Genomic DNA, 13,616 nt, shown 5'->3' with positions numbered 1-13,616 from the left:
ATACATGTCGATTTAGAACAATTTGTCTGCTAGATCGTAAAGATCTTTACGAACAGGGCGCTTCATGTTCTCAATGGCGTCAATGATATCGTGGTGAACCATCTTCTCATTCTGAACACCAACACAACGACCGCCTTCACCTTGTACAAGCAACTCAACCGCGTAAGCGCCCATACGTGATGCAAGAATACGGTCAAATGCCGTCGGCTGACCACCTCGTTGAATATGACCCAGCACAGTCGCACGTGTTTCACGGCCGGTTTCATCTTCGATGTATTTTGCTAGTTCATTCGCATCTGTCATCAGCTCTGTAAGCGCCACAATCGCGTGCTTTTTGCCTTTGTAGATACCTTCTTTAATTTTTGCGATCAGCTCTTCTTTATGAAGACCAGTTTCTGGCGTAATGATGTACTCACAACCACCTGCAATTGCTGACATTAAAGTAAGATCACCACAATGGCGGCCCATCACTTCAACGATAGAAATACGCTGGTGAGAAGAAGACGTATCACGAAGACGGTCAATCGCATCAATAACCGTATTTAAAGCAGTAAGGTAACCAATCGTGTAATCAGTACCAGCTACATCATTATCAATCGTGCCTGGAATACCGATACATGGGTAGCCCATCTCAGTTAGCTTCTTAGCACCCATGTATGAACCGTCACCACCGATAACAACAAGTGCATCGATACCGTGCATCTTCAAGTTTTGAATCGCCTGAGCACGAACCTTTTCGTCTTTGAACTCAGGAAAACGTGCAGAACCAAGGAACGTACCGCCCCTGTTAATCACGTCTGATACACTTGTGCGACTTAGTTTTTCGATACGGTTCTGATGAAGGCCTTGGTAGCCGTCATATATACCGTAAACTTCTAGACCGTCTGATAACGCGGCACGTACAACACCGCGAACCGCTGCATTCATACCAGGTGCGTCACCACCACTGGTCAAAACACCAATCTTCTTAATCATGGTTACCCTCTGACTTTGGGAATTGAAAATTCAAATCCGGAACGAGTTACCGAGGTTCCCCCTCTCGGTACCATAAGTGGAGCTGTCCAACTTATGCTCGTATAAACTGTAACTTTCCTACATATGTAGGAGTATTACAATTTTGATAAAATTTTTTGTTGATTCATATCACGATCACTTCTGACTCATGCGTTCAGGTGTCGTTAATTCAACATCTAATACCCCGCAGTATAGCTGTTTTGTGACGAAAATTAATAACAAAAAAGACGGTTCATGACAATTTACTCTAACAAAACTGCATAATTAGCCAGAATAAAACCCAAATATCAGATAACAAAAAGCCGCAAACTAAGTTACGGCTTCGATGAATAACAGGGGGAACATTTATTTTTGACGATCAGCCATACGTGCTTGGCATTTCTCAGCACGCTCAGCCTGAAGAGTTTGGTATTGCGTCTTCTGCTCTGGCGTTAAGATATTAAGCATTTCATGACGCTTTTCAAGCATTACCACACGTCTTTCAACTTGAGCCGTTGACATCTGCTGGGCTAAATCACGCACTGCATTTTCATCAAAATCGCTAGCAAGCACTAATTCTTGCATCTTATCGTGGTTTGCTCTCATTTCTGTGTACTTTTCAAGGCGCTTACTTTTCATTTCATCACGATTCATTTCACGCATTGATTTCATTTGTTCTTTTTGCGCATCAGTCAGATCTAATTGACTAAACACTTTACGACCATCTTGCATACCACAACCACCCTTTCCACCGTGATGATTGCCACCGCCGAATGCAAGTGCCGACGCCGAGCCAAGAGCCATAGGAAGTGCAATTGCGATTACTAATGCTTTCTTAAATGAGGTCATGTTGTTTCTCCAAGTATCCGTTGTTGGTGTATGGAGTAATCTTACTCTGCGCAAGGTAAAGCGCTGTCTATTGAACGTAAAACTGCGTAAAGCATGCACATATAAACTTGGCTCTATGAAGTAGATTAGAGATACTTATCTATATCGAACTTATGATGCACATATCGCCGTCATATAACGGCATCTATTTAAGGCTTTAATTATGGCAAAGATTCTTTTAGTTGATGACGACATCGAACTGACCTCTTTATTAACCGATATCTTAGAGATGGAAGGCTTTGATATTGTCGAGGCAAACAATGGCATTGAAGGCTTAGAAAAAATAGATGCCAGTATCGACTTGATTTTACTTGATGTCATGATGCCAAAAATGAACGGCACTCAGATGTTACGAAAACTAAGAGAGAGCTTTGCCACGCCAGTATTGATGCTAACGGCAAAAGGTGAGGAAATTGACAGAGTAATTGGTTTAGAGCTGGGTGCCGATGACTACTTACCCAAACCATTCAGTGATCGGGAACTGCTCGCTCGCATACGCGCCATTTTACGCCGAACTCAACTAACAGAAAATAACCTGCGCACTAACGAGCCGGAATGCCTGTCTTATCAAGACATCGATATTTACCCAGGCCGCCAAGAAGTCTTTTGCCTTGGTGAGTCTATCGAGATGACAGGCACTGAGCTCGCGTTATTAAGTTACCTGATTCAGCATCCCGGTAAAATTATTGCGAAAAATGAACTCAGTATGGAAGTGTTAGGTAAACGTCTGGCTCAATTTGATCGCGCTATTGATATGCACGTATCTAATTTACGAAAGAAATTACCAGAACGCGTAGACGGTAAACCACGCATCAAAACCCTACGCGGCAAAGGCTACTTATTGGTTGAGGAACTATAATGCGATTCCCACGGTTTTCTAGTTTATATGGCAGAATTTTTGCGATTTTTTGGCTAACGCTGCTCGTAGTGGTAGTCACTCTCGTACTGCTTCCTAACCTTGATCCGCGGGCGCAACATACGATTCCAGTACAACATTTAAAACGCCTGCAAGATTCTGCTCAAGATATTTCAGAACGTATCAGTAACGAGCGAGGATCGTTAAAACAAAAACTTAAACGCTATACCGATCGGGATAATCATAAAGGTATCCAGCTGTACTTTACCACTGAAGACGGTGAAATTATTTCCCCTCACGGACGAAATAAGGCGTTACGCAATTTTATTACGGTTGCCGATGATCCACAAAATCCAAGGCAGAAACTTTATGGTCGCTGGATGATGGCTGGGCCATTAAAAGTCACCGATCAACAGCAAACTACGTTGATGTATATCGGGCGAATATGGCGTGAAACGCCCCCTTTCTTCATTAAAATACTCGATAAGCCCTTCCAACTATTTCTTGTTACTATGTTAGTCAGTACCCCTTTTCTTTTATGGTTAGCTTGGGTCGTTAGCTTACCGGCTCGTCGACTACAACGAGCAGCAGAGCGAGTCGCGACAGGGCATTTTGAAGCCGACCCTAAACTTGAAACCGGCCCTCGTGAATTTAAACAAGCCGGTGCCAGCTTCAATCAAATGGTGTTGGCAATCAATCAAATGATTAGCGGCCAGCAACGCTTATTATCAGACATATCACATGAGTTACGTTCCCCTCTAACCCGTTTACGCATGGCAAATGCACTAGCAAAACGTAAGCAAGGTGAGAGTAAAGAACTAACACGAATTGATACCGAAGCTGAGCGATTAGAAAAAATGATTAGCGAGCTGTTGGAATTATCACGCATGCAAGTCAATAGTCACGAGCAACTAGAAAACTCTGATGCACACAGTCTTTGGTATGAAATGCTAGAAGATGCCCGTTTTGAAGCCGAGCAAAATAATAAGTCATTAACCTATAATGAGCTAAAAGAATGGTCAATTAACGGTAATCCTAATTTACTCATCAGCGCATTAGAAAACGTGATCCGCAATGCTATCAAATATGGTAACAATACAATAACACTGCATTTTTCAGTTAAAGAAAAGCAGCTCACTATTGTGATTGATGATAACGGTGAAGGCGTTCCTGATGATGAACTCGACGATATCTTTCGTCCATTTTACCGAGTATCAACCGCAAGAGATCGCAGCAGTGGTGGTACAGGTTTAGGGCTTGCGATTACAGAAAGTGCGATTCGCCAACATAGTGGGGAAATTCATGCGAGCAAGAGCCCCATTGGTGGTCTTAGGATCACTATTCAAATACCGTTAAGTCAGTCTTATTAAGTAAAAGGAATGGTATAAGCATTTGCTTGTTGAAGGTGTGCTTGTCACAATAACCGCCACCTTTCTGTAATGTATTTTCTAAACCTATGTTTGATATTGCCCTTTACGAACCTGAAATCGCCCCTAACACGGGCAATATAATCCGTTTATGTGCCAACTGCGGCGCCAATCTGCACCTTATAGAACCACTAGGGTTTGATTTAGAAGAGAAGAAACTGCGTCGAGCAGGGTTGGATTATCACGATTTGGCTCACGTATACCGCCATAAAGACTTCGCGGCCTTTAAAGAGGCAATGGCTGGACGTCGCTTATTTGCCTGTACGACCAAGACAACGAACTACCATACTAATGCGCAATTTGCGGAAGGTGATGTACTCATTTTTGGTCCTGAAACTCGAGGATTACCAGCTGACTTTATTGAAAGTTTGCCATTAGAACAACGCTTACGTATACCGATGCACCCAGACAGCCGCAGCCTGAACTTATCGAATGCTGCAGCCATTATTGGTTATGAAGCATGGCGTCAACTCGGCTTTAAAGGATCAATCTAGCCTCATTATCTCACCAGACAATAAGGTTAAGCATATAAAACGAGAAGCAAATAATCGCTTCTCGTTTTTGTATACACTACGGCAGAGTAGTGTTGGTGTTAAATGCCATCACCAGCAATAAAGGTTTGCGTACTCCCGTTAAATTGCTGATCCATATCCATAGCAGGCATATCGCTACTAGGACGACCCACCACTTTAGCGGGCACACCAGCCACTGTGGTATGAGGGGGAACGGGATTTAATACCACCGAGCAAGAGCCAATTTTCGCCCCCACACCGACTTCAATATTACCCAGAACTTTCGCACCCGCTCCTATCATCACACCCTCTCGAATTTTAGGGTGACGATCGCCGCCAACTTTACCAGTACCACCTAAGGTAACATCTTGTAAAATAGAGACATCATTTTCAATCACGGCCGTTTCACCGATAACTATACCTGTTGCATGGTCAAACATAATACCTTGCCCAATAACCGCAGCAGGATGGACATCAACTTGGCATGTTACTGAAATTTGATTCTGCAGGTATACCGCTAATGCAACGCGTTTTTGCTTCCATAGCCAGTTCGCAACGCGATAGCCTTGTAAAGCATGATAACCTTTTAGATACAACAGAGGGATAGAGTACATTTCTACCGCAGGATCGCGCTCAACAACCGCTTTAATATCACAAGCAGCAGACTCAGTGATCATACAATCGGCCGCAAAGGCTTCTTCAACCACTTCACGTACAGCCATTGCAGGCATCGATGGTGTCGCCAATTTATTAGCCAAAATATAACTCAGCGCGGCGGCTAAGTTGTCATGCTTGATAATCGTCGCATGATAAAAACTGGCTAACATAGGCTCTTGTTCTGACTGCGCTCTCGCTTCTAGCTTGATTGCTTGCCAGACCTCGTTCTGTTGGCATTCCCTCACATCACCCTCGGTTTATCTATGTTAGTAATGGCTATACCCAAGTTACCTCAAGATGCTCGTTTCAGCGAGAATTGGGTATATTGTCTTATAACTTTAACTTGCTCAGAAAAAAAAACAACGTGCGCTTTTCAGCTTACGTTGTTTTTAATAGAACTATTTCGACTATGTTAGTCGCCACCCTCATGAAAATGAGGCTAACAACACCATAATCGACTACTCATATTTTTTATCACGCGCTAATAAGTCTTTCGCGGCTTCTCTTGCATCTTTACCCTGATATAACACCTGATAAATTTGCTCTGAAATAGGCATTTCAACACCATAGCGCTGAGCAAGCGCCCAGACTTCTTTGGTATTACGGTAACCTTCGACAACCTGACCGATATCTATCTGCGCCTGATCAACCGATTTACCCTGCCCTAACGCTAAACCAAAACGACGGTTACGTGATTGGTTATCTGTACATGTTAGTACTAGATCACCTAAACCTGCCATGCCCATGAATGTTTCTTTTTGAGCACCTAATGCAGCACCAAGACGACACATTTCAGCAAGACCACGTGTAATCAATGCAGTTCGTGCATTGGCACCAAAACCGATACCATCAGACATACCAGCACCAATCGCAATCACGTTTTTCACTGCGCCACCCAATTGCATACCAATAAAATCACTATTGCTGTATACACGGAATGTTTTACTGCAATGAATTTTCTCTTGAAGGTCTTCAACAAACGCCTCATCAGGAGAAGAAACAGCAATGGCTGTAGGCATACCCGCCGCTAGCTCTTTCGCAAATGTTGGACCAGATAATACAGCTAAAGGCACCTCGGTGCCCACAGCTTCAACGGCCACTTCTTTTAATAAGCGGCCCGTTTCAGGTTCCAAACCTTTCGTAGCCCAACAGATACGTGAGTCTTCACGTAAAAATGGCTTCACATCGCTTAATACCAAACCAAAGACATGACTCGGTACTACCACCAATAAATCACGGCTTGCCTGTACGGCCATTTCTAAATCCGCAGAAAGAATCAGCGACTCAGGAAAAGTAACGCCAGGCAAAAAGGCTTCATTGGCACGGTCAATTTCAAGCTGAGCAATATGTTCTGCATCATGTCCCCAAAGGATGACATTTGCACCATTACGCGCTAACGAAATTGCCAGCGAGGTACCATAAGAGCCGGCACCTAACACTGTCATTGTGATCGCATTATTTACGTTTTGATTCATAGTGACTTATCGCTTATTACGCTTCTTCAGTGCTTTCAGTGTTTGCTTCAGCTTGGTTCTGTAGGTAATTCATGAACAAAGCATCAAAGTTAACAGGAGCAAGGTTAAGCTGTGGGAAGGTACCTTTAACCACTAGGCTTGAAATAGTTTCACGCGCATATGGGAATAGGATATTCGGGCTGAATGCACCCAGGCAATGTGCAAGCTGTGGTGCTTCCATGCCAGAAACCGTGAAGATACCACCTTGCTGAACTTCACAAAGGAAAGCTGTTTCTTCTGCATTTTTCACAGTCACTGTTAGGCGTAAGATAACTTCGTAAACACCTTCACCCAGCTCACGGCTTTGAGTATCAAGATCCAACTTCACATCTGGGTTCCATTCTTTCTGGAACATATCAGGTGAGTTAGGCGCTTCAAAAGAAACATCCTTAAGGAATACACGCTGGATCTGGAAATTTTGTTGTGCTTCGTTATTTGCTACTTCAGCCATCTTTTTAGTCCTTTTATTCTTTCTATCCCATCACATGAGATAATTCATACATTCGCAAGTGTGATGATAATCATCACACTTTACATAAATTCTCGCTGCTCATGAAATGGCGACAATTACTTCTTACTTTTACTGCGTACAAGAGGTAATTTTGCTTCATTCCAAGAAATCAGACCATCTTTCAAGACATTGACGTTTTCAAAACCCGCTTTTTTCAATAAATTTGCGCTGTCTTGTGCTGTCTGACCTGTCTTACATACCACAATGATTGGGGTAGTTTTATACTTTTCAAGTTCAGTGATGTTTTGTTCTTTAATTTGGCTTGGTAAAGTGTGAAGTGCGTTAGAAATATGTCCCTGACGGTATTCATCACGAGTACGAATATCAAGAAACACACCGTTTTCACGATTCACTAATATTGTCGCTTCATTGGGATTCACTGTTGTGTAACCCGCTGTTTTTTGCTTTACAATCGACGCAATAATTGCGACAACCAAACCAACCCAAACAAGGGCTAAAATAGGATTACCCGTAACAAACTCTATATATTGCTGCATGACTTCCGCTCTATTTACCTAATTGGCACAATGTACCTAATATTAAGACTAATCACGCCTTAAAAAGGAATCTGAGTATACCTCCGTCAACTGCCTTGTACAGTAACAGTCAACAATTCCGCGCACTGGCTCACTCGTTGTTAAATGAACGCAGCATGCACAGTATAAGAGGTAAACAAGCTCTCACCAATCAATGAAATAGAAAAAAACTGTGACCAAGGGCTTACACTCAGAGCAATAAATACATATATTTTGTTAGTAACATAACAATCCATTGACCGTATACTTTGATCTCAACCTACCGTTTATCGGGTAAACTGTAGTAAAATTACAATCAATCTATACCTATTGCCTTAAACATCTATCTTTATTTCAGATGCTTAAGGCAATGTTTATAAGAATTCATCAATTATGAGGGACAGTTAATGTCTGCTAAAAAGCCACTTGCTTTAGTGATCCTAGATGGTTGGGGTTACCGCGAAGATAATTCAGATAACGCAATCGCTAACGCGAATACACCCGTTATGGACAGCTTGATTGCTAATGAAGCAAACACACTAATTTCTGCATCAGGCCTTGATGTGGGCTTACCTGATGGTCAAATGGGTAACTCTGAAGTTGGCCATACCAACATTGGTGCGGGTCGTGTTGTTTATCAAGACCTGACTCGTATTACTAAATCTATCGCAGACGGCGACTTCTTCGAAAATGAAGCACTGACAACTGCAATGGATAAAGCAATCAACGCAGGTAAAGCCGTTCACATCATGGGCTTGATGTCTCCAGGTGGCGTTCACAGCCATGAAGATCACATCGCAGCCGCTATTGAAATGGCAGCTAAACGCGGTGCAGAGAAAATTTACCTACACTGCTTCCTTGATGGCCGTGATACTCCGCCACGTAGTGCACAAAACTCTTTAGAGCGTTTCGATGCATTATTTGCACAATTAGGCAAAGGTCGTACAGCATCTTTGGTTGGTCGTTACTACGCAATGGATCGTGATAACAACTGGGATCGCGTAGAAGTAGCCTATAACCTACTTTCTGCCGCTAAAGCGGAATTCACTGTTGATTCTGCAGTTGCAGGCCTAACTGATGCATATTCTCGTGAAGAAAATGATGAGTTCGTAAAAGCCACTGAGATCCGCGCTGAAGGTCAAGAGTCTGCTGCAATGGTTGACGGCGATACCGTTATCTTCATGAACTACCGTGCTGACCGAGCTCGTGAAATTACGCGTGCATTTGAAGCTGACTTCACCAGTTTTGCTCGTACACAAACGCCAGTTTTAGCTGAATTTGTGATGCTTACACGATACGCAGCAAACATTAAGTTACCTGCAGCCTACCCACCAGCAACCCTAGAAAACACACTTGGCGAATGGTTGTCGAAGAAAGGTAAAAAGCAGTTACGTATTTCTGAAACCGAAAAATACGCGCACGTAACCTTCTTCTTTAACGGTGGCGTAGAAGACGAATTTGACGGCGAAACACGTTCATTAGTGGCATCGCCAAAAGTTGCTACGTATGACTTACAACCTGAAATGAGCGCACCAGAACTAACAGAAAAGTTAGTCGCAGCAATTAAAAGCGGTGAATTCGATACGATCATCTGTAACTACCCTAACGGCGATATGGTTGGTCACACTGGTGTTTACGGTGCCGCGGTACAAGCATGTGAAGCGTTAGATGGTTGCATTGGTCAAGTTGTTGAAGCAATCAAATCTGTCGATGGTCAACTATTGATCACAGCAGACCACGGTAATGCTGAAATGATGATCAACCCAGAAACAGGTGGCGTACATACTGCACACACAAACTTACCTGTTCCTCTTATTTATGTTGGTGATAAATCGCTAACTCTAAAAGATAACGGTAAGCTTTCTGACCTAGCACCAACCATGCTTTCATTATCAGATATCGAAATCCCTGCAGAGATGACTGGTCAGGTACTGTTTGATCTGAAATAATCAGTCCCATGCGGGATATGATCAAACACCTCAACCAAACTATCCACGCCAGTGCATTATGCACTGGCGTTTTCTTATGCCTGTCATTTTCAGCATCGAGCGTAGCCTCAGGGCAAAATCAACTCGATGGGGTAAAACAGGAAATTTCACGTCAGCAAAATCAATTAGACAACCGTCAACAGACATTCAATTCGCTACAGAAAGAACTTAAGCAACAAGAGCTTGGTATTTCACAGACAGCCAAAAAAATTCATCTGGCGGATAATAAGCTCTCTACGTTGAAAACCTCCATTACCCAGCTTGAACGCGAACAACAGAAGCTTGAACAATTACAGCTGGGGCAGCAAGAAATGCTGAAAGAATTACTCAATGCGCAATATCGACAAGGTAAAAATAGTCAGCTGTCGAACTTATTAAGCGGCGAACAAAGTAATGAACTAGATCGTATGACGATCTATGCCGAACGCTTAAGTCAAGCGCGCAGCCAAGCACTCAGTCAATTAGCAGCGACCGATACAGAATTACAGCTTAAATACCATCAACTAAAACAACAGCGCGAACAACAGCAAATTGTATTGGCGCAGTTAAAAACAGAAAAAAGTGCGCTTGAATCAAAGCAAACCACACGTAAGAAAACCCTGAAAAACATTAAAGGGCAGATCAGCTCAAGCAACCAATATATCAATGAATTGCAGAGCAATGAAAAACGTCTGGTTACCGAGATAGCAAAAGCCAAGGCCGTAGCAGAAGCAGCAGCTAAAGCCGCGGCAAACAAAGCACCGATGGATGGTTTGGCGAGACACAAAAGAAAATTACCTTGGCCCGTCAAAGGCTCTGTCTTGCATTCATACGGTACGAATCAGCAAGGTGAACTGCGCTGGAAAGGGATGGTTATCGCACAATCATCAGGCAGCCAAGTGAAGTCCATTTATTCTGGTAAAGTGGTTTTTGCCGATTGGCTGCGTGGTTACGGGCTTATGATGGTAATCGATCACGGTAAAGGTGACATGAGCTTCTATGGTTACAATCAAACACTGCTGAAAAAAGTCGGCGATAATGTGCGCGCTAGTGAGCCGATTGCACTGGTTGGTGACAGTGGTGGTCAAGAACGCTCCGCCTTGTACTTTGAGATCCGCCGTAAAGGGGCGCCGACCAATCCTAAGTCGTGGCTAAAAAAATAAAATAAAACGGGCTACTTATCGGGCTAGACTCAAACAGTCAGCCCGACATGATTTCGATATTCACTTCAAGGAAGAAGGCTATCAGACAATCTACTATGCGAAGGAACGTAATCAAAACAGCATCACTGATTCTACTTCTGTTTACATCAATCAGTATTCACGCCGCTCAATTAGCGATTATTATCGATGATTTAGGCTATCAGGCAATGCCTGAATTACTGTCAAAACTTCCCCCAGAAGTTACCATATCCATTTTACCAAATACGCCGTACGATTTGACTGTCGCAGCACAAGCAAAAAAACAACAAAGAGAAACATTGCTCCATATGCCCATGGAACCGGAGCATTTAGCCCCACTCGAAGTTAACACCCTAACCTCTACGATGTCACAACAGACCTTACAACACACCTTACGCCAAGCACTAACCCGAGTCCCAGATGCGATTGCTATCAATAATCACATGGGGAGCGCCCTCAGCCAAAATATACAAGCGATGGGCTGGATAATGGCAGAACTCAAACAACATAATCTTTATTATCTCGACAGCCGTACTACAGCTAAATCCATCGCACAACAACAAGCCACTAGTCATAGCGTATTGTCATTGCGCCGCCATATTTTTCTCGACCATTATCAAACTAAAGAATTTGTCACAAAGCAGTTAACGAGTGCAATAAAACGGGCGAAGAAATACGGCTATGCAATAGCAATTGGGCACCCTCATCCAATTACACTGTCCACTCTGAATGAATTACTTCCAGGCTTAACGAAAGAAGATATTACCTTGGTGCGGCTGTCGACGCTTTTTGCGGAGATTTGAACTGTCATAACGAAAAAAATCAAGATGGGACCACAACCATGCATCCCATATTCATTACTCTTGTCGCCAGAATAAGTGCTAGGTTAAATCGTGTTGTACTTGCTCACTGTAATGTAATTCAAGTTGCTTAACCCTTTCTCTGCCTTTCACTGTCGTTAGCGGTCGAACAATACTCAAAACCTGAAGCACGCCTTGATAAATCACAGTTTTGGTGATTTTAGCACCGGGCACTTGAGTGGTTTGGTAGAAAATCCAACTGGAAGCAACCAATTTCAGGGTATTCGCGAGACTGAGTAACTCACCGTCATCAAGATCAAGTAGCTCACTCGATTTAAAGCTATTCATCAACAATACTATGTTGGTATGCAGCTGTTCTTGTGCTTGCAAATACTTACATTGAAGCGCTTGATCTCGGCTTAAAATATCGGGTAAATTGGCATAAAAGAAACGGTAACGCCACATCAACATAAACACAGCATCAAGATAAACCAATAAGCTTTCAGCCGTTGCATCAAATTCAGCTTTTGGCTGAAAACGAGTACTTATATCTCGGGCGTACTCATCAAAAATACAATGTATAATCTCTTCCTTATTGCGGAAGTGATAATATAGATTGCCAGGGCTAATGCTCAAATGAGCAGCAATGTGGTTCGTCGTAATATTGGGCTCACCACTCTCATTAAAGAGTTCAAGGGCGGCCTGAATAATTCTATCGCGGGTCTTCATTCGATCTCACTTCTTTCGCCCATTAGCAATCACATGATATTATCATAAGTCATGACACATATTTACAACAGTGACTATATGCCGCTGTTACCAACGCATTCAATATCAGGATGGATCATGATTATTGTAACTGGTGGTGCCGGCATGATCGGCAGTAACATCGTCAAAACCTTAAATGAGCAAGGTCATAACGACATTTTAGTCGTTGATCACTTAAAAGACGGCACTAAATTCGCCAATCTTGTTGATTTAGATATTGCCGATTACATGGATAGAGATGATTTTATCACCCAAATCATGGCAGGTGATGACTTTGGACCTATCGAAGCCATTTTCCACGAAGGCGCTTGTTCAGCGACGACGGAGTGGGATGGCAAATACATGATGCTAAACAACTATGAATATTCGAAAGAATTACTGCATTTTTGTTTAGAACGCCAGATCCCATTTTTATATGCCTCTTCAGCAGCCACATATGGCGGTCGTGACCATGATTTCATTGAAGAAAAGCAATATGAAGGCGCACTCAACGTTTACGGTTATTCAAAGCAGCAATTCGACAACTATGTCCGGCGTATTTGGTTAGACGCCGAAGAACGTGGCGAGAAACTGTCTCAGATCACAGGTTTCCGTTACTTCAACGTGTATGGTCCTCGTGAACAACACAAAGGCAGTATGGCCTCTGTCGCATTCCATCTACACACTCAAATTACTGAAGGCAAAAACCCCAAGTTATTTGAAGGCTCAAATATTTTCAAACGAGATTTTGTCTATGTGGGTGACGTTTGCAAAATGAATCTATGGTTCTTAGGCAAGAGCATTTCAGGGATTTTTAACTGCGGAACCGGTAATGCGGAATCATTCCAAGCCGTTGCTGATGCAGTCATCAAACATCACTGCAAAGGCGAAGTAGAAATCGTCCCTTTCCCTGCACATTTAGAAGGTCGTTACCAAAAATATACACAAGCAGATCTCACGAAAGTACGTGCTGCTGGCTATAATGTGCCATTTAAATCAGTTGCCGAAGGTGTCGCTGAGTACATGGCTATATTAAATAAATAGATCG

At 42.9% G+C, this 13,616-nt stretch carries 14 protein-coding genes; 7 read left to right on the top strand and 7 right to left on the bottom strand.

The window, feature by feature from the left end:
• Positions 1-12: 12 nt before the first annotated feature.
• Both pfkA and C9J12_RS06990 read right to left on the bottom strand, forming a co-directional pair.
• The gene (gene pfkA, locus C9J12_RS06995; protein ID WP_107242063.1) at positions 13-975 is read right to left on the bottom strand and encodes a 6-phosphofructokinase; all 963 of its coding nucleotides are present in this window, start codon (positions 973-975) and stop codon (positions 13-15) included.
• 384 nt (positions 976-1,359) lie between these two features.
• Complete coding sequence (locus C9J12_RS06990) at positions 1,360-1,842, bottom strand: CpxP family protein (protein ID WP_107242062.1); 483 nt, start codon at positions 1,840-1,842, stop codon at positions 1,360-1,362.
• 202 nt (positions 1,843-2,044) lie between these two features.
• Between C9J12_RS06990 and C9J12_RS06985 the strand changes: the two genes are divergently transcribed.
• The 3 genes from C9J12_RS06985 to C9J12_RS06975 all read left to right on the top strand — a co-directional run bounded on the left by C9J12_RS06985 (position 2,045) and on the right by C9J12_RS06975 (position 4,658).
• The gene (locus C9J12_RS06985; protein ID WP_107242061.1) at positions 2,045-2,740 is read left to right on the top strand and encodes a response regulator; all 696 of its coding nucleotides are present in this window, start codon (positions 2,045-2,047) and stop codon (positions 2,738-2,740) included.
• Complete coding sequence (gene cpxA, locus C9J12_RS06980) at positions 2,740-4,107, top strand: envelope stress sensor histidine kinase CpxA (RefSeq protein WP_107242060.1); 1,368 nt, start codon at positions 2,740-2,742, stop codon at positions 4,105-4,107. The genes C9J12_RS06985 and cpxA overlap by 1 nt, the downstream gene beginning before the upstream one ends.
• Positions 4,108-4,193: 86 nt before the next feature.
• Positions 4,194-4,658 (top strand): tRNA (cytidine(34)-2'-O)-methyltransferase, encoded by a 465-nt coding sequence (locus tag C9J12_RS06975; protein ID WP_107242059.1) that lies wholly within the window; start codon positions 4,194-4,196, stop codon positions 4,656-4,658.
• A 98-nt stretch (positions 4,659-4,756) separates the two neighbouring features.
• Here C9J12_RS06975 and cysE read toward each other — a convergent pair whose 3' ends face one another.
• From cysE to C9J12_RS06955, 4 genes are all read right to left on the bottom strand, one after another.
• Positions 4,757-5,578, bottom strand: coding sequence for a serine O-acetyltransferase (gene cysE, locus C9J12_RS06970; RefSeq protein ID WP_107242058.1), 822 nt, complete (start codon positions 5,576-5,578; stop codon positions 4,757-4,759).
• Between the two features lie 213 nt (positions 5,579-5,791).
• On the bottom strand, positions 5,792-6,808 hold the full coding sequence (gpsA, locus tag C9J12_RS06965; RefSeq protein ID WP_107242057.1) for an NAD(P)H-dependent glycerol-3-phosphate dehydrogenase: 1,017 nt from the start codon (positions 6,806-6,808) through the stop codon (positions 5,792-5,794).
• 16 nt (positions 6,809-6,824) lie between these two features.
• The gene (gene secB / locus C9J12_RS06960) at positions 6,825-7,298 is read right to left on the bottom strand and encodes a protein-export chaperone SecB (protein WP_006233187.1); all 474 of its coding nucleotides are present in this window, start codon (positions 7,296-7,298) and stop codon (positions 6,825-6,827) included.
• A 116-nt stretch (positions 7,299-7,414) separates the two neighbouring features.
• Positions 7,415-7,855 carry a rhodanese-like domain-containing protein gene (locus C9J12_RS06955; RefSeq protein ID WP_011217040.1) on the bottom strand — a complete coding sequence of 147 codons (441 nt, stop codon included), beginning with the start codon at positions 7,853-7,855 and terminating at the stop codon, positions 7,415-7,417.
• A 425-nt stretch (positions 7,856-8,280) separates the two neighbouring features.
• Between C9J12_RS06955 and gpmM the strand changes: the two genes are divergently transcribed.
• The 3 genes from gpmM (at position 8,281) to C9J12_RS06940 (ending at position 11,824) form a co-directional block, all read left to right on the top strand.
• Positions 8,281-9,822, top strand: a complete 1,542-nt coding sequence (gene gpmM, locus C9J12_RS06950; protein ID WP_107242056.1) for a 2,3-bisphosphoglycerate-independent phosphoglycerate mutase — start codon at positions 8,281-8,283, stop codon at positions 9,820-9,822.
• A 17-nt stretch (positions 9,823-9,839) separates the two neighbouring features.
• Positions 9,840-11,003: a peptidoglycan DD-metalloendopeptidase family protein gene (locus C9J12_RS06945; protein WP_170111731.1), complete on the top strand. Its 1,164-nt coding sequence runs from the start codon at positions 9,840-9,842 to the stop codon at positions 11,001-11,003.
• A gap of 95 nt (positions 11,004-11,098) precedes the next feature.
• Positions 11,099-11,824, top strand: coding sequence for a divergent polysaccharide deacetylase family protein (locus C9J12_RS06940; protein ID WP_107242054.1), 726 nt, complete (start codon positions 11,099-11,101; stop codon positions 11,822-11,824).
• A 78-nt stretch (positions 11,825-11,902) separates the two neighbouring features.
• Here C9J12_RS06940 and C9J12_RS06935 read toward each other — a convergent pair whose 3' ends face one another.
• On the bottom strand, positions 11,903-12,550 hold the full coding sequence (locus tag C9J12_RS06935; RefSeq protein WP_011217036.1) for a TetR/AcrR family transcriptional regulator: 648 nt from the start codon (positions 12,548-12,550) through the stop codon (positions 11,903-11,905).
• Positions 12,551-12,667: 117 nt separating this feature from the next.
• On the opposite strand from C9J12_RS06935, the gene rfaD reads away from it, so the two are divergent.
• Positions 12,668-13,612: an ADP-glyceromanno-heptose 6-epimerase gene (gene rfaD / locus C9J12_RS06930; protein WP_107242053.1), complete on the top strand. Its 945-nt coding sequence runs from the start codon at positions 12,668-12,670 to the stop codon at positions 13,610-13,612.
• The last annotated feature ends 4 nt before the right edge of the window (positions 13,613-13,616 follow it).

Origin of the sequence: Photobacterium frigidiphilum, from assembly GCF_003025615.1 — a bacterium.
GTDB classification, from domain to species: Bacteria; Pseudomonadota; Gammaproteobacteria; order Enterobacterales; family Vibrionaceae; genus Photobacterium; species Photobacterium frigidiphilum.
This window is presented reverse-complemented; position numbering and strand designations above follow the sequence as displayed.